The 17394-nt window shown below is 34.2% G+C and carries 19 protein-coding genes; 1 reads left to right on the forward strand and 18 read right to left on the reverse strand.

Features of this window, described 5'->3' with window-relative positions:
• Positions 1-105: 105 nt before the first annotated feature.
• The 16 genes from C3729_RS05530 to C3729_RS05605 form a co-directional block, all read right to left on the reverse strand.
• On the reverse strand, positions 106-1485 hold the full coding sequence (locus C3729_RS05530; RefSeq protein WP_104793252.1) for an NADH-quinone oxidoreductase subunit N: 1380 nt from the start codon (positions 1483-1485) through the stop codon (positions 106-108).
• Positions 1486-1558: 73 nt separating this feature from the next.
• Complete coding sequence (locus tag C3729_RS05535) at positions 1559-3043, reverse strand: NuoM family protein (protein WP_104793253.1); 1485 nt, start codon at positions 3041-3043, stop codon at positions 1559-1561.
• Between the two features lie 3 nt (positions 3044-3046).
• On the reverse strand, positions 3047-4939 hold the full coding sequence (nuoL, locus tag C3729_RS05540; protein WP_104793612.1) for an NADH-quinone oxidoreductase subunit L: 1893 nt from the start codon (positions 4937-4939) through the stop codon (positions 3047-3049).
• 5 nt (positions 4940-4944) lie between these two features.
• Positions 4945-5271, reverse strand: coding sequence for an NADH-quinone oxidoreductase subunit NuoK (gene nuoK / locus C3729_RS05545; RefSeq protein WP_069797220.1), 327 nt, complete (start codon positions 5269-5271; stop codon positions 4945-4947).
• Between the two features lie 4 nt (positions 5272-5275).
• The gene (locus tag C3729_RS05550) at positions 5276-5770 is read right to left on the reverse strand and encodes an NADH-quinone oxidoreductase subunit J (protein WP_104793254.1); all 495 of its coding nucleotides are present in this window, start codon (positions 5768-5770) and stop codon (positions 5276-5278) included.
• On the reverse strand, positions 5771-6325 hold the full coding sequence (locus tag C3729_RS05555; RefSeq protein WP_069797219.1) for a NuoI/complex I 23 kDa subunit family protein: 555 nt from the start codon (positions 6323-6325) through the stop codon (positions 5771-5773).
• A gap of 115 nt (positions 6326-6440) precedes the next feature.
• Entirely contained in the window at positions 6441-7490 is a 1050-nt protein-coding gene (gene nuoH, locus C3729_RS05560; RefSeq protein ID WP_104793255.1) for an NADH-quinone oxidoreductase subunit NuoH, read from the reverse strand.
• A 75-nt stretch (positions 7491-7565) separates the two neighbouring features.
• Positions 7566-8570 carry a 2Fe-2S iron-sulfur cluster-binding protein gene (locus tag C3729_RS05565; protein ID WP_104793256.1) on the reverse strand — a complete coding sequence of 335 codons (1005 nt, stop codon included), beginning with the start codon at positions 8568-8570 and terminating at the stop codon, positions 7566-7568.
• 45 nt (positions 8571-8615) lie between these two features.
• Complete coding sequence (nuoF, locus tag C3729_RS05570) at positions 8616-9968, reverse strand: NADH-quinone oxidoreductase subunit NuoF (RefSeq protein WP_104793257.1); 1353 nt, start codon at positions 9966-9968, stop codon at positions 8616-8618.
• Positions 9969-9980: 12 nt separating this feature from the next.
• The gene (gene nuoE, locus C3729_RS05575; RefSeq protein WP_104793258.1) at positions 9981-10490 is read right to left on the reverse strand and encodes a complex I 24 kDa subunit family protein; all 510 of its coding nucleotides are present in this window, start codon (positions 10488-10490) and stop codon (positions 9981-9983) included.
• Between the two features lie 124 nt (positions 10491-10614).
• On the reverse strand, positions 10615-11838 hold the full coding sequence (locus C3729_RS05580; RefSeq protein WP_104793259.1) for an NADH-quinone oxidoreductase subunit D: 1224 nt from the start codon (positions 11836-11838) through the stop codon (positions 10615-10617).
• 22 nt (positions 11839-11860) lie between these two features.
• Positions 11861-12355 (reverse strand): NADH-quinone oxidoreductase subunit C, encoded by a 495-nt coding sequence (locus C3729_RS05585; RefSeq protein WP_069797185.1) that lies wholly within the window; start codon positions 12353-12355, stop codon positions 11861-11863.
• A 125-nt stretch (positions 12356-12480) separates the two neighbouring features.
• Positions 12481-13038, reverse strand: coding sequence for an NADH-quinone oxidoreductase subunit B (locus C3729_RS05590; RefSeq protein ID WP_069797184.1), 558 nt, complete (start codon positions 13036-13038; stop codon positions 12481-12483).
• A gap of 69 nt (positions 13039-13107) precedes the next feature.
• A complete protein-coding gene (locus C3729_RS05595; RefSeq protein WP_069797183.1) occupies positions 13108-13479 on the reverse strand; it encodes an NADH-quinone oxidoreductase subunit A in 372 nt (123 codons plus the stop codon).
• Between the two features lie 117 nt (positions 13480-13596).
• Complete coding sequence (locus tag C3729_RS05600; protein ID WP_104793260.1) at positions 13597-13776, reverse strand: hypothetical protein; 180 nt, start codon at positions 13774-13776, stop codon at positions 13597-13599.
• 10 nt (positions 13777-13786) lie between these two features.
• Complete coding sequence (locus C3729_RS05605) at positions 13787-14911, reverse strand: GNAT family N-acetyltransferase (protein ID WP_104793261.1); 1125 nt, start codon at positions 14909-14911, stop codon at positions 13787-13789.
• A 109-nt stretch (positions 14912-15020) separates the two neighbouring features.
• Between C3729_RS05605 and C3729_RS05610 the strand changes: the two genes are divergently transcribed.
• Entirely contained in the window at positions 15021-15731 is a 711-nt protein-coding gene (locus C3729_RS05610; RefSeq protein WP_104793613.1) for a zinc metallopeptidase, read from the forward strand.
• 2 nt (positions 15732-15733) lie between these two features.
• On the opposite strand, the gene C3729_RS05615 is transcribed toward C3729_RS05610, so the two are convergent.
• Together C3729_RS05615 and ribD are read right to left on the reverse strand one after the other, a co-directional pair.
• Positions 15734-16339: an IMPACT family protein gene (locus tag C3729_RS05615; RefSeq protein WP_104793262.1), complete on the reverse strand. Its 606-nt coding sequence runs from the start codon at positions 16337-16339 to the stop codon at positions 15734-15736.
• Positions 16340-16343: 4 nt separating this feature from the next.
• Positions 16344-17366, reverse strand: coding sequence for a bifunctional diaminohydroxyphosphoribosylaminopyrimidine deaminase/5-amino-6-(5-phosphoribosylamino)uracil reductase RibD (gene ribD, locus C3729_RS05620; RefSeq protein ID WP_104793263.1), 1023 nt, complete (start codon positions 17364-17366; stop codon positions 16344-16346).
• Positions 17367-17394 lie beyond the last annotated feature (28 nt).

Consider the following 17394-nt stretch of genomic DNA (forward strand, 5'->3'; position numbering starts at 1 on the left):
ATATTGATAAGCTAGAGTTTTTTATTTACTTTAATATTAATAAAATAAAAACAAAAACACAACCCATTTCTGAATTGTGTTTATTTTATGATTAAGACTTGCTAATTAAAGTCCGAATTGTAATTTGAAAAGGTCTGGATAAATACCTATTGCAAGAATTGCTACAATGATGAAAACTGCAATAATATTATACGTAATGCTTACTTTTTCTGAACTTTTAAATGTAGTTTCTGTATGGAAAAACATTGAAATAATCAGTTTTAAATAATAAGCGATACTTAGTGCAGAACCAATTACAGCAATCAAAACTAGGAAAGCAGCTCCATTCATCGCTTGAGCAAAAATGTTAAATTTCGCTACGAATCCTGCTGTTAATGGAATTCCTGCCATTGATAATAATGAAACTGCTGTTACAACTGCTAATAAAGGTTCAGATTTTGCCAATCCTTTAAACGCTTCGAATGAGGTTTCTCTTTTTAGTTTTTCTACCCAAATTAAAGTCATAAATACTCCAACTGTAGCGAGTGAATAAGCGAATAAGTAAAATGCTAAATTATATACAGATAAGCTGTTTGCTCCAAAGAAAATTAAACTTAAATAACCTGCATGAGAAACAGAAGAATAAGCAAGCATTCTCTTAGCATTGGTTTGTGCTAATCCCATTGCATTGGCTAATAAAAGCGTGATGATGACTAAAACGCCTAGAATGTTAATCCATTCTTTGATGCTTCCTGCAAAAGCAAGATTCATAACTTTGAAGAAGGCAAAGAATGCAGCAATTTTTACTACAGAAGCCATGAATGCTGTAATCAATGATGGAGCACCTTGGTAAACATCTGGACTCCACATGTGGAAAGGAGCTAGAGAAACCTTAAATGCCATTGCTACCAACATTAACATGATTCCCATTACGAACATTAAGTCTTTAGGATTTGTTACGCTGAAAGTATTGATTACATGAACATCAAAACTACCTGTGCTTCCATAAATTAAAGCAATCCCGAAAAGAAGAAATCCTGTAGCAAATGCTCCCATTAAGAAATACTTAATTGAAGCTTCGTTTGAGCGTAAATCAGTCTTGTTGCTTCCAGCCATTACATATAGCGGAATAGATAAGATTTCGATTCCTAAGAATAGTGTTACTAAATTTGTAAAACTGAAAAGAATTACTGCTCCGATTAATGAAAATAACATTAACGAATATAATTCTGATTGGTGACTACGGTGATTGTTAAATGCAAAACCTCCTAAGAAGAAAATTAACAATGTAACCACTAAAGAAATTTTGGTAAATAAAGCCGCATTCTCATTAAAATCAAACATAGATTTGTATTGATTAAAAAATGCTAACTCAGGAGAGAAGCTTACACAAAGTGCAACCAAAAGTCCCAAAATTCCGATATATCTTGCAAATTTTCCTTGATTATAAACTCCAGAAAATAATGCTAATACTGCCGTAAGGAATAAAACTACTAAAACACTCATTATTTATAGATTTGAGATTTAAGATTTGAGATTTGAGATTCTCAAAAAACAAATTCTAAAATTTATTATTTTTTTAACCCTTAATAGAAGAGTAGATAAACTTCAACGAACTATTCACCATTTCTAAAACACCGCTTGGGAAAACTCCTAATACGATTACCACTACAGCCAAACTTGCCAATACTACAAATTCTACATTAGAAATGTCTTTTAAGGTACTTACCACTCTTTCATCACCGGTTCCAAACATGGCTTTTCCATAAATTCTAAGCAGATAAACTGCGGCTAGAATAATAGTAAGACCTGCAAAAACGACTACCACTTTATCATAATCAAAAATAGATTTTAATAAAATAAATTCTCCGATGAATCCATTCGTTAATGGAACTCCCATAGAACCAAGTAATAAAATCATGAAAAGTGTAGCAAATTTAGGAGCCGCTTTAGCGTAACCTCCCATTTGTCTGATGTCTCTTGTTTTGAATTGTTTGATTAAAATATCAGCACAGTAGAATAAACCTACCACATTAATACCGTGTGCAAAAGTTTGAACTAAAGCTCCTTGTGCTCCTTCGAAAGTAAAATTTCCTTGAGCGGTAAGAATAGCAGAAGCAAAAATACCTGCCACCATTAATCCAACGTGTGAAAGTGATGAGTAAGCGATAATTTTCTTAATATCATGGTGTACAATCGCAATAAGCGCTCCGTAAACCACTCCAAGAATAGAAAGAATCATCACTACTTGCCCTGAAGTTCCGAGTAAAGCAGTTGGTGCAATTGGTAATAAATATCTTAAAACACCATAAATAGCCATTTTAAGCATGATACCAGAAAGCAACATCGTTCCTTGAGTAGGAGAGAATGTGTATGTATCTGGTTGCCAATTGTGAAGTGGAAAAATCGGTAATTTTACAGCAAAAGCTAAGAAAATTAACCAGAAAACCACTACTTGTTGTACTTCGTTTAAGTTAGCATTATATAAATCTGTGAGTTCAAAAGATGCAGCATGGTTGTATACATAAATCAAACCAATGAACATAAATAATGAACCTACAAAAGTATATACGAAAAACTTGGTGGTAACTTTAATTCTTTTTTCTTCGTCTCCCCAAAGTCCAGCGATGAACCAAATTGGGATAAGCGTTACTTCCCAGAAAACGTAGAATAATAATCCGTCTAAAGCGGTGAAAACACCTACTAAACCAAACTGCATTAATAGAATTAACGCGTAGAAATTATTATTGTATTTCTTGTTTTCATTGAAAGAAGAAAGAATAATTAATGGAACTAAAATGTTTGTTAATAATAACAAAAGCATGCTCATTCCGTCTACACCGAAGTGTAATGTGCTTTTAATATAGGATGACCACGGCTTGATAATCTCAAATTGTAATGGAGAGTCTACCGTAGGTACATTATTAAATTGTGATAGCATGTAGAATGTTAAAAACATCTGCACGAAAGCAATTCCTACTGCTAAATATTTGCTATTAGAGTTTCTAAACGCAAAAACTAATCCTGAACCAATTAAAGGTAAAAGTAACAGTGCTTCTAACATTTGCTATTGTAATAAAAAGTTAACAATTAAAATTAAACCGATTGCCAAAGACATAATGAGAACATAATTTTCTACATTACCATCTTGGAATTTTTTAAACGATCTTCCAGATTCTACTGCTCCGAAACCTAAAAAATTGAAGAATCTATCCATCAGTTTATCAAACATTCTGGTGCCTTTTCCAAGACCTTCTACAGGTTTCACTACCGTAGCATTATAAAGTTCGTCTATTAATAATTTTTTAGCTGAAAGTCTTTCCCAGCCTTTATAATTTTCTTCTGGTTGAGCCATTTTGTTTTTAGTAACATAGATATTTCTTACAATGAAGAATACCGCTGCTACCATTACTAAGGTAATCGCCAAAAGAATCATTTCAATATTAAATGGAACTTCTGCATGTTTCGCTCCATATACGTAAAGTGGTTCTAACCAATGTGCTAAATTTTGATATTCTCCATGACCTATGAAATGAGGTAAATTAATGAAACCTCCAACCACTGATAATACAGCTAATACTACTAATGGTAAAGTCATAGAGATAGGACTTTCGTGTAAATGATGTTTTTGATCTTCTGTTCCTCTGAAATTTCCAAAGAAAGTTAAGAATAACAATCTGAACATATAAATTCCAGTTAACGCAGCACTGAACAATGTTAAGCCCCAAATTACTGGAGATTTTGCCCAAAGTGCAACTAAAATTTCGTCTTTAGAAATCATACCAGACAATGGCGGAATTCCAGCAATGGCTAATGTTCCGATTAAGAAAGTCCAATAGGTTACAGGAATTTTAGATTTTAAGCCTCCCATAAATCTCATATCTTGTTCTCCACTCATGGCGTGAATTACCGAACCAGCTCCTAAGAATAACAATGCTTTGAAGAAAGCGTGCGTCATTAAGTGGAACATAGCAGAAGTATAAGCTTCTACACCTAGTGCTATAAACATAAGACCTAACTGAGAAACAGTAGAGTAAGCTAACACTTTTTTGATATCATTTTGTCTTAAACCGATGAATGCTGCAATTAATGAAGTTGCAAGACCTATTACAAGAATAAAGTCTAAAGTACTCGGTGAAAGATGATATAAGAAATTAGAACGTACTACTAAATAAATACCAGCCGTAACCATGGTTGCCGCGTGAATTAACGCTGAAACCGGAGTAGGACCAGCCATCGCATCTGGTAGCCATGTAAATAAAGGAATCTGTGCAGATTTACCCATAGCTCCAATGAATAAACTAAGTGTGATAAACATAATCACTACTCCGTCAAATTCAAATTTTGAAGCGTTTTGTGCTACAGAAAGATAATCTAGTGCATTGGTTTGTGAAGCGATTAGGAAAATACCAATCAATAAACCAAGGTCACCAATTCTGTTCATAATGAAAGCTTTTCTAGCAGCTTTACCATATTCTGTATTTTCGTACCAGAAACCAATCAGTAAGTAAGAACAAAGACCTACACCTTCCCAACCGATGAAAAGAATAAGGTAATTGCTTCCCATTACCAAAAGAAGCATGGAGAAAATAAATAAATTCAGATAAGTGAAAAACTTGTAGAAACCTTTGTCATGGCTCATGTAACCAATAGAGTACAAGTGAATCAAAGAACCAATTCCTGTAACAATCATCATCATCATTAATGATAATTGGTCTATTTGGAACCCGAAATTCACTTGAATTCCACCAATGGTGAACCATTCAAATGCTTTTACAATAACTGGTGTTCCGTTTGCAGGAAAACCTATATAAATACTTACAGAAATTAGAAAAGCCGCGAATACTACTAATGTAGCTAATCCGCCAACCAAAGCTTTTGGTAAGCGCTTTCCGAATAATCCGTTGATTACAAATCCAATTAAAGGAAGTAAAACGATTGCGTATACTAAATTTTCCATCTGCATTATCCTTTTAATTTGTTAAAAATACTTACATCTACATTTCTGGTATTTCTATACATCATAGTGATAATCGCTAGACCTACTGCAACTTCTGCAGCAGCCACTACCATGATAAAGAATACCAAAATTTGTCCGTGTCCATCTCCTTTATAAGCAGAAAATGCAGCCAAAAGTAGATTTACAGAATTAAGCATTAATTCTACACATCCTAAAATGATGATGGCATTTTTACGAACGAGAACTCCTAAAACTCCTAAACAAAACAATGTAGTACTTAAAATGATGTACCAATTGAGCGGTATGTTTTGTAAAAATGAATTGACTTCCATAATTCTATAAATCTTTTTTACCAATTAATACTGCACTTACAATACCTGCTAAAATCAGGATAGAAGCGAGTTCGAATGGTAATACATATTCGTTAAACAATAATTTTCCAAGGTTTTTAGTCAAACCGATGCTGCTATCAATATTATCAACAACATTCGATTGAGAAAGACCTTTATAAGCTCCTAACATTCCCACGAAAAGGATTCCGGCAGAAAAAATACCGATAAATTTCGTAAGGTTTTGTTTTTTGCTTTCGTCTTTAGCATTAAGATTAAGCATCATTAATACATAAAGGAATAACACCATGATGGCTCCTGTATACACGATAATTTGTACAATTCCTAAGAACTGCGCATTCAGTAAAACATATAATGCGGCAATGCTAAAGAAAGTAACAATTAATGATAAAATTGCATACAAAGGATTTCTTGCAAATACAAAGTAAACAGCACTTGCAACCGCTACTAAAGCGATAAAAAAGAATAAGAACTGTTCCATTTATTTAAGAGCTTTTTTTTGTGATTCTGTTTGTCTTTCAGAAATATCTATTCTGTTTTCCATGCTTTCTACCAAAAGATCTTTGCCGTAGATAAATGAGCCTCTGTTTTGTTCTGGTTTTACAATTCTATCGGTAAGATAAATTGCAGATTTTGGACAAGCTTCTTCGCATAATCCACAGAAGATACATCTTAGCATATTGATTTCATATACTTCGGCATATTTTTCTTCTCTGTAAAGATGTTTTTGCTCTTTGGTACGTTCTCCCGCCGTCATGGTAATGGCTTCAGCTGGACAAGCTACCGCACATAATCCACAAGCAGTACATCTTTCTCTGCCTTCATCATCACGCTTCAGAACGTGTAAGCCACGATAAATTTTAGAAAATTCTCTTTGCTCTTCAGGATAGCTTACCGTAGGTAATTTCCCAGTAAGAGTCATTATCGCATGTTTTCCGGTAATTCCCATTCCTTTGATGATTGCAGGGAGATAAATTTTCTCTGCAAAAGTCATCTTTTTGTTAGAAGCTACCTTTGATCTATTGGTTAGTTTCATATAAATTAGATTTGAGATGTGAGATTTGAGATGTGAGGTTTTTCTCTACTCAAACTTTATCTTAAATTTTTAATTTTTTTATAATTTCAAATTTCAAATAATCAATTTCAAATGATTAAATCCATTGATAATGTTGGTTCAGAAGAACTAAAGCTCCAGTTACCAACAAGTTTACTAATGCAAGCGGAATTAATGATTTCCAGCCAAGGTGCATTAATTGGTCATATCTAAATCTTGGTAAAGTCCATCTAATCCACATAAAGGTAAGGATTACGGCAATGGTTTTAGCCAAGAATGCTAAAATACTTGCAATTCCAGCAGCATTTTCTCCCCAGTTTTCACCAATCCATGCTAATCCTGGGAAATTGTAACTTCCTAAGAAAAGGGTAGTGATTAATGCTGAAGAAATAAATAAGTTTACATATTCACCAAATAAGAAAAGTCCTAGTTTCATCGCAGAATATTCTGTGTGGAAACCTCCTACTAATTCTGTTTCACATTCTGGTAAATCAAAAGGAGCTCTATTGGTTTCTGCTAATGCTGCTACAAAGAAGATGATAAATGCTAATGGTTGGAAGAAGATATTCCATTTCATACCATACCATCCACTTTGAGATTCTGCAATTACCTTAAGGTCTAGAGAACTATTCATCATGATGATCGCTAATAGAGATAATCCCATTGCTAATTCGTAAGAAATCATTTGAGATGAAGCTCTAATTGCTCCGATTAATGAATATTTATTGTTAGAAGCCCAGCCTCCAATCATAATTCCGTAAACACCGATAGAAACCATTCCCATTAAGTAGAGAACACCTACATCTAGATTGGCTACTTGTAAATCGAATGATTCTCCGCCAATATTCAGAGATTTTCCCCAAGGAATTACTGCTCCCGTAATGAGTGAAATAAACATTACTAAACCAGGCCCGAAGAAAAATAAGAATTTTTCTGCTTTTTCTGGGATAAAGTCTTCTTTGAAGAAGAATTTTCCACCGTCAGCTAATGGTTGAAGTAAACCGAACTTCCAGCTTCTGTTGGGACCAATTCTGTCTTGCATAATGGCAGCCACTTTTCTCTCTGCCCAAGTAGAGTAGGCTGCTACAGCCATAGAAAGGGCGAAAAGTGATACTACAAGTATTGTTTTGAAAAGTATTAAATCCATTTCTTTATGAGATTTTAGATTTTAGATTTTAGATTTTAGATTTTGAGAATCTTTAACCATTCATCTTTCTCCAAATTATTCTAAATTATCTTTTTTGCTAATTTCTTTAGCGTTTTCATATTCTAATTTTTCCACTTCAGTATCTTCTGGTTTCTGATAGTGGTTTAGAGAAATTACAGAATGTCTGCTGATGTGTCTTGGTCCTTCTATGTTCCATTGTTTTACATCTTTTTTCTCGAATCTACATTCGTTGCAGATAAATTCTTCTACTTCTCCGTATTGATCTTTTCTAGCAGTTACTCTTACGATTTCGTCTCCTTTCATCCAAAGAACTGCTTTACCAGAACATTTAGAACAAGTACAAGTTGCGTCTACTGGTTTTGTAAACCAAACTCTGCTTGCAAATCTTGCCGTTCTATCTGTTAATGCTCCTACTGGACAAACGTCTATCACGTTTCCAATAAAATCATTATCTAAAGCTTTATTAAGATAAGTAGAGATTTCTGCATGCTCACCTCTGAAAAGAATTCCGTGTTCACGAGTATTCGTCAATTGATTAGCCACCAAAACGCATCTTGCACACAAGATACATCTGTTCATGTTTAGCTTAATGTTTGGTCCTAAATCATCAGCATCATACGTATTTTTTTCAAAATCATTTCTGGTTTGCTGAAGACCATGTTCGTAACCTAAATCTTGAAGGTGACATTCACCAGCTTGGTCACAAATAGGGCAATCTAGTGGGTGATTGAGTAAAAGGAATTCGGTAACGGCTTTTCTTGCTTCTTGCGTTTTTTCAGAAGTAAGGTTTTTCACTTCCATACCGTCCATTACTGTGGTTCTACAGCTTGCCACTAATTTTGGCATAGGACGAGGATCTGCTTCAGAGCCTTTAGAAACTTCTACTAAGCAAGTTCTGCATCTACCGCCACTGTTTTCTAATTTGCTGTAATAACACATTGCCGGAGGTACAGATTTTCCACCAATCTGGCGCGCTGCGTTTAGAATGGTAGTACCTGGTTCTACTTCCGTAGTTTGCCCGTCAATGGTTACTTTAAATTTTTTAATTTCTTCGCTCATTTCTATGTATTATGAATTAAGCTTTAGCTTTATTAATGTCTAATATTATTGTTTTTCAACTACCGGAAGTGGATCTGCATAATGTGCAATTCCATAATTTCTGGTTAAGCATTCTGGATTATTGATATGCCATTCGAATTCATCTCTAAAATGACGAATTGCTGCTGCTACAGGCCAAGCTGCTGCATCTCCTAATGGACAAATGGTGTTTCCTTCAATTTTTCTCTGAATATCCCATAACAAGTCGATGTCTTTCATTTCGCCTTGTCCTGATTCTATTTTTTTCAGAATTTTATACATCCATCCTGTTCCTTCACGGCAAGGTGTACATTGTCCGCAACTTTCATGGTTGTAGAAATGTGCTAAGGTCATGGTGTGTTTTACCACACATTGGTCCTCATCTAAAACAATGAAACCACCAGAACCCATCATAGTTCCTGTAGCGAAACCGCCATCAGAAAGAGATTCGTAGTTCATGTATCTTGGTTCGCCTGAAGCTGTTTTAAGCAATAAATTTGCTGGAACAATTGGAACTGAAGATCCTCCAGGAATACATGCTTTTAATTTTTTACCGTTCGGAATTCCTCCACAATATTCATCAGAGTAGATAAATTCTTCTACAGTGATGGTCATGTCTATTTCGTAAACTCCTGGTTTATTGATGTTTCCACAAGCGGAAATTAATTTAGTACCTGTAGAACGACCTACGCCAATTTTAGCGTATTCTGCTCCTGTAATATCTATAATTGGAACTACTGCAGCGATGGTTTCTACGTTATTTACCACAGTTGGACACTGCCAAAGACCTTTTACCGCAGGGAAAGGTGGTTTTAATCTAGGATTTCCACGTTTTCCTTCTAGTGATTCTAGAAGTGCAGTTTCTTCTCCACAGATATAAGCACCAGCTCCTCTCTGAACATAAATTTCTAAATCGAAACCACTGCCTAAAATATTTTTACCAAGGAAACCTGCTTTTTTAGCTTCGTCAATTGCTTGTTCTAGAATATCTGGAATCCATGCATATTCTCCTCTGATGTAGATGTAAGAAGTGTTAGAACCTAATGCATAAGATGCGATAATCATTCCTTCGATCAAAAGATGAGGAAGAAACTCCATCAAATATCTGTCTTTAAAAGTTCCAGGTTCTGATTCGTCTGCATTTACGACCAAATATCTAGGCACACCTTCTGGTTTTGCTAGGAAGCTCCATTTCATTCCTGTAGGGAAACCAGCACCACCACGACCTCTAAGACCAGAAGTTTTTACTTCTTCTACAATTTGGTCCGGAGTCATTTTCAATGCTTTTTCTACAGATTGGTAACCACCATGTTCTCTGTAAGTATCAAAATATCTGATACCTTCTATGTGTGCGTTTTTAAGTAAAAGTTTTTTACTCATAACTGTTATTTATTAATCAAGAGCGATTTGTCCTTGTCTGCAAAGCTCAAGGATTTCGTCTACTTTTTCTTTAGTTAAATTTTCGTGATAGAATTTTCCAAGTTGCATCATTGGTGCATAACCGCAAGCTCCAAGACATTCTGCAGGTTTTAGAGTAAATAAACCATCTGCAGTAGTTTCGCCAGCTTGAATGCCTAATTTTTCTTTGATATAATTTACGATATCATCACTTCCTCTTAACATACAAGGTCCTGTAACGCAAACTTCTAAAACGTATTTTCCTACAGGTTGCATATTAAACATGGTGTAGAAAGTAGCTACTTCATACACTTCTATTGGAGTAATTTCTAAAACACTTGCTACATAATCCATCACAGGAACGTCTAACCAACCTCCAAATTCCTTCTGCGCTAAGTGAAGCACAGGAATTAATGCAGATTTTTGTTTTCCTTCTGGATATCTTGCAATGATTTGTTTTACTTTTTCTAAAGTTTCTGGTTTAAAAGCAATTGTTTCGCTCACTTCTTTAAAAATTTTAAATTTTAAATTCTGAATTTTAGATTTTAAATATCTTTAATTCAAATAATTAACTATGGATTTTTTAGATTAATAATTTAAAATTTATAATCTAAAATTTATAATCTTTTTATCCGTCTAATTCTCCAGCAATCACGTTCATGCTACTCATCGTAACGATTGCATCAGAAATTACGGCGCCTTTAATCATTTCAGGATACGCTTGATAATAGATAAAACAAGGTCTTCTAAAGTGCAATCTGTATGGAGTTCTACCGCCATCACTTACTAAATAGAAACCAAGTTCACCGTTTCCTCCTTCTACAGAATGATAAACTTCACCAGCAGGAATATCAGTTTCGCCCATCACGATTTTGAAGTGATAGATTAATGCTTCCATATTATTGTACACTTCTGCTTTTTCTGGTAAGAAAAATTCTGGTACATCTGCATGGAAATCTCCTTCTGGTAAATTATTATATGCTTGGTTAATGATTTTCAAACTTTCCCAAATTTCCTGTTGACGAACCATGAATCTATCATAAGTATCTCCTGCAGTACCAATTGGAATATTGAAATCAAAATCTTGGTATGATGAATAAGGACTTGCTACTCTCACGTCATAATCTACACCTGCAGCTCTTAAGTTAGGACCTACAAAACTGTAGTTTAAAGCACGTTCTGCACTGATAGGACCAGCACCGATGGTTCTGTCCATGAAGATTCTGTTTCTTTCTACTAAATTTGAAAATTCTTGGAATCTAGCAGGGAAATTTTTTAAGAAATCTTTTAATAATTCGTGGAATTTAGGAGTGAAATCTCTGTCGAAACCACCAATTCTACCCATGTTTGTAGTCATTCTAGCTCCACAAACCTGTTCATAGATATCGTAAATTTTTTCTCTGTCTTGGAAAACGTAGGTGAAACCGGTTAAAGCACCTGTATCTACAGCAATTACGGAGTTACAAACCAAGTGGTCTGCAATACGAGCCAATTCCATCATGATTACACGCATGTAATCTACTCTTTTTGGCATTTCTATACCAAGAAGTTTTTCTACTGTCATGTGCCAACCAATGTTATTGATAGGTGCAGAACAATAATTTAAACGGTCTGTAAGAGTGGTAATTTGCGTGAAATTTCTACGTTCAGCAATTTTTTCAAAAGCTCTGTGAATATAACCTACGGTTTGTTCAGAATGAAGAATTCTTTCGCCATCCATAGTTAACACATTTTGGAAAATTCCGTGTGTAGCAGGGTGAGTAGGACCAAGGTTCAGTGTATATAATTGACCATCTACTTGCTCTTGAGCATCGTATTGGCTAAGTATATTGGATAGTTGATTGTCTTTCATAATAATTTAGATTTCAGAATTTTTATCTACCGAACATAGAGTCGTCTTTGTCAGTTCTTGTTCCATCTTCTAGCGCATATTCTTTTAGAAGAGGGTGATACCCTAATTCTTCCATGTTTAGAATAACTCTTAAATCTGGGTGACCTTTAAACGTAATTCCGTAGAAATCATATGTTTCTCTTTCCATCCAATTGGCTCCTGAATACAAGTCTGTAATAGAATCTACCTCGGCGTTATCTTTTGGGAAAAAGCTTTTGATTCTTATTCTAAAATTTTCTTGTAAATTATGAAGGTGATAGATTACTCCAAGTTCCTTCTCCTTATGGTCTGGATAATGAATGCCACAAATATCTGTAAGGAACATAAAATTAAGAGAAGACTCTTTAAGGTGATGAATCACTTTTTTAAGCTCTTCTTTTTTTACTTCTACAGTAAGAAATCCATAAGGTTCAGACGAAGAAATCACTGCTTCTGGAAATTCTCTATTGATGGCTTCTAAAACAAATTCGCTTGTCATATTATTAATTTGAAAATTTGAAATCGAGGTAAATTACATCGCCTTCAAAAATTTGTTTCTATTATTGTTTCAAATTTATTTTTGATAAACGCAAGACTTGAAATTCAAATCTTTACATTTTCAAATTACTTAATTCCGTAGCTTTCTAGTAAAGCTTTGTATTCTGGTAAATCTCTTCTTCTTAAGCTTTCGTTTTCTGCCAAAGCTTGTACTTGCATGTAGCCTTCTAGAATTTGTTCTGGTCTTGGTGGGCATCCTGGAACATATACATCTACAGGAATAATTTTATCAATTCCTTGTAAAACAGAATAAGTATCAAAAATACCACCGCTACTTGCACAAGCACCTACAGCAACTACCCATCTTGGTTCTGCCATCTGTGTATAAACTTGTTTAAGAACTGGAGCTAATTTTTTAGAAATAGTACCACAAACCAGTAGGATATCTGCTTGTCTTGGCGAGAAACTCATTCTCTCTGCCCCAAATCTAGATAAATCATAGTTAGGAGCCATAGTTGCCATAAATTCGATACCACAACAAGAAGTAGCAAATGGTAATGGCCAAAGCGAAAACTTACGCGCCATACCGATAATATCGCTTAATTTTCCTGCGAAAAAACCTTCACCCTCAATTCCTGGAGGCGCAGGTGCATTAGTATTGATTACAGGTTTATTATCTGACATTTTTAATTTTTTTAAAGTTTTTTTTGAAAAATCTTACTCTAATGTGTAAAACACTTTAGCGGTATAAATTTACTTATTCCAATCTAAAGCTCCTCGTTTTAGTACATAGAAAAATCCTATGAAGAAGATTGCTATAAACGTAGTTACAGCAAGGAATCCTTCAAATCCTAATTCTTTAAAATTTACAGCATAAGGATAGAAAAAAACAATTTCTATGTCGAATAAAACGAATAAAATAGCGGTAAGAAAATATTTTACAGAAAACGGAGTTCTTGCATTTCCTTCTACTTCAATTCCACACTCGAAAGTGTCATCTTTAGTAGCTCCAGAAGTATGTCTTTTAGGACCCCAATTGTGTGATGCATATAATGTAAATAACACAAAACCTAAACCTACTGCCGCCTGAATAAGAACAGGGATATAATTATCAGGTAAATTCATCTCTATTAAGTATTTCTAACTGGCAAATTTACGAAATATAAATAGAAAAGAGAAGTATTTTTTATGACTTTTGTAGATAAAAAAGGGTTTTTCGCAATTTAGAATTAATAAAAATAACTATTTATTTTTAAGATTTTTTAAAACCTTAAAAACAATGAATGCAATGTACCCAAAAAGAAAACTCGCAAACAAAATATTAATGATAGCATTAGTTTTCTCATCTTTTACTTGGAAAAACTGATTGTACATCACGTACATGATGATAATGCCAATGTAATAATAAAGTTGAGTTTTCATTTCTAAATTTTTAAAATTCTAAAGTGTAAGTTCTACGTCTCTTGTGGTTTACAGGATTATAATCTTGCCAAAGTAATTGGATGTTTTTGTTCTCTTCTAATTCTGGATTGGTCTCTAAAAATTTGACCCCTTTTTTCTTAAAAGTTTTCCAGATTTCTTTGAAAATAATAGCGGTAACTCCTCTTCTTTGGTATTCTGGATGAATTCCTATCAAATAAAAGTTAGCTCTTTCGTTTTTTCTTCCAGCGTTTAGTAAATGATACCATCCGAATGGTAATAAACTTCCATTGGCTTTTTGCAAAGCTCTGGAATATGAAGGCATGGTAATCGCAAAAGAAATCAATTTGTCATCTTTATCAGTAATGCAGATAATGTAGTCTTTGTCTATAAAACCGAAATATTTTTCTTTGTAATGCAAGATTTGCTTATCGGTAATAGGGGTGTAAGTAGAAAGATTTTTGTATGTTTCGTCTAGTAACTTAAACATCGGTTCTACTAAAGGAAGAATTTCTTCTTTAGAATTGAATTTTATGGTTTTTAGTTGATATTTTTCTGCGATGAGTTGGCTAAATTTTTCAACTTTATCTGGTAAAACATCAGGAAACATAATTTCGAATTCTACCCATTCTTTTTCTTTCACCAATCCCAATTTTTCTAAATGTTTTGGATAATAGCTGAAATTGTAAATGCCAATCATCGTTGCCAATCTGTCAAACCCGAAAGTGAGCATTCCTGCCTTGTCTAGATTGGTAAAACCCATCGGTCCTTCTATTTTTTTGATATTTTTTTCTTTAGCATAGGCTATAGCCGTATCAATGAGTGCTTTAGAAACGTCTTCATCATCTATAAAATCTAACCACCCAAATCTTACTTTTTCTATGCCGAGTTCTTGGGCTTCTTTGTGATTAATCATCACCGCAATTCTTCCTACGATTTCATCATCTCTGTAAGCCAAAAATTGCTTAGCTTCTGAATAAGAAAGAGCAGGGTTTTCTTCTTTGTTCCAAATGCTTTTCTCATCTTTGATTAAAGATGGTACATAATTTTGATTATTTTTGTACAGATTCATCGGGAATTTGATAAAATCTGATAATTGTTTTTCGGTAGTAACTTGAATGATTTTTACTTCAGACATGTTGATAAAAATTAGAAAAACAAAGATAGCGTAAAAGATGACAATGCCCAAGTTTGGCACAGTTTTTACTTCAAAAAGGGTAAATAAAAATAAAAAAGAAAATAAAAATATGACAGGTTATTATTTAATTTTAGGAGCGTTAATGCTCGTGAGTTGGTTGGTTTCGGCCAGATTGAAGTCGAAATTCGAACATTATTCTAAACTTCATCTCAGAAATGGTATGTCTGGGAAAGAAATTGCCGAAAAAATGCTTCGCGATAATGGAATTCATGATGTGCAAGTGATTTCGGTTCCTGGTCAATTAACGGATCATTATAATCCAGTAAATAAAACAGTGAACTTATCGGAAGGTGTTTACATGCAGAGAAATGCAGCTGCAGCAGCAGTTGCCGCTCACGAATGTGGACATGCTGTACAACATGCAGTTGGCTATTCTATGTTGCAACTTCGTTCTAAATTGGTTCCGTTGGTAAATATTAGTTCTACGCTTTCTCAGTTTGTAATTTTTGCGGGGATTTCTGTAATGATTGCTTCTAGAAGTATTCAGAATCCGCAAGGAAATACTACAGTTTTGGCAATTGGTGTTTTACTTTTTGCGGTAACTACACTTTTTGCTTTCATCACTTTACCAGTAGAATATGACGCGAGTAAAAGAGCGCTAGCTTGGTTAGAAAATTCTGGAACCTTAGGTAGAGAAGAGCATGCAGCAGCAGAAGATTCTCTAAAATGGGCAGCGAGAACTTATGTGGTAGCAGCGCTAGGTTCATTAGCACAATTGCTTTATTGGGCATCAATGCTTTTCGGAGGAAGAAGAGAGTAATCTTATTCTAAAAATTTAAATTTTACATATTGAATCTCGGACAAAAGTTCCGAGATTTTTTCTTTTTCAGACAAATTGAGCCTTGCTGTAATTGTACAGTCTTCTTGTGCATCGAAATTCAAGACATTCGCATCAAATTTATTGAGAAGAGAAAAAATGATGTTTTGTTGAGAAAATTTAAAATGAATTTCTAGTTCGGTTTCTAGTTCTTTGGTAATGATTTCTGCGTGTTCCAAAGTATATTTGGTGCTTTCTTTGTAGGTTTTTACCAAGCCAGAAACGCCTAATTTGGTTCCGCCATAATAACGAATGATTACTACTAAAATATTGGTAAGATTATGAGCGAGAAGTTGATTGTAAATAGGTAAGCCAGCACTTCCTGAAGGCTCTCCGTCATCATTTGCGCGGTAATTTTCACCATTAATTCCTATTCTGAAAGCATAACAGTGATGCGTAGCTTTTGGATGTTCTTCTTTTAAGCTTTCTAAAGCAATTTTGAGTTCCTTTTCGTTATTGACAGGAAATGCAAAGCCGATAAATTTGCTCCCTTTTTCTTTGAGCAAAATATCTCGAACTTCAGATTTTATGGTGGTGTAATTGTATTGCATTACATTACAGATTTCTATAAATAGAAACTACATTATTTCTAAAAAGTTTTTCTTCAGCCATTTCCCCATTAAATTTAGGAGCTTTTGTGCCATTTTCTAATAGGAGATTTTCATTTTTTATGATGATGGTTTCGTCCCAAAGATTTTGGTCAATAAAAGTTTGTAAAGTTCTGCTTCCTCCTTCTACTAAAACCGATTGAATCTGATTTTCGTAAAGTTTCTGCATGAGTTCTTCCATGAAATTTTCTTTAGAAATTTTGATGAATTTTACATTTCCTTCTTCTGCCTCTTTTTCTTGATTGAAAACCAAAGTAGGCGCTTCATCATTATAAATTTTAAAATTTCTGGGAACTTTTATATCAAAATCAATCAAAATCCTCACAGGATTTCTACCTTCCACTAATCGAGTAGTTAAGCTAGGGTTGTCATTCAAAGCAGTTTGAGTTCCTACCAAAATAGCATGTTCTTCGCTTCTGATTTGATGTACAAATTGAGAAGCTAATTCGTTGGATATTTTTGTAGGTTTAAAGTTTTGGTCAATAAAACCGTCTTTGCTTTCAGCCCATTTTAGAATCAGATAAGGACGCTTTTTCTCATGGAAAGTGAAAAATCTTTTGTTTAAATCTCTGCATTCTTCTTCCAAAATTCCAGAAACGGTTTCTATTCCTGCATCCATAAGGATTTTTTTGCCTTTTCCGTTTACTTTATCATGGCTGTCCATTGCACCAATCACTACTTTCTTAAAACCAATTTCTTTTAATTTCAATGAACACGGAGGTGTTTTCCCGAAATGTGCACAAGGTTCCAAGGAAACATAAATCGTAGATTTATGTAAAAGTTCTGGATTTTGTACAGAATTAATCGCGTTGATTTCTGCATGAGGTTCACCTGCTTTTTGGTGAAAACCTTCACCGATGATGACATCGTTATGAACAATTACTGCGCCGACTAAAGGATTTGGATATGTTTTCCCAGTCGCTTTTTTGGCAAGTTCTATGCAGCGTTTTATGTAAGTTTCGTGATTCATTTTATTTGAAAAAAAATTCCGAAAGAAA

Origin of the sequence: Cloacibacterium normanense (assembly GCF_002943105.1) — a bacterium.
GTDB lineage: Bacteria > Bacteroidota > Bacteroidia > Flavobacteriales > Weeksellaceae > Cloacibacterium.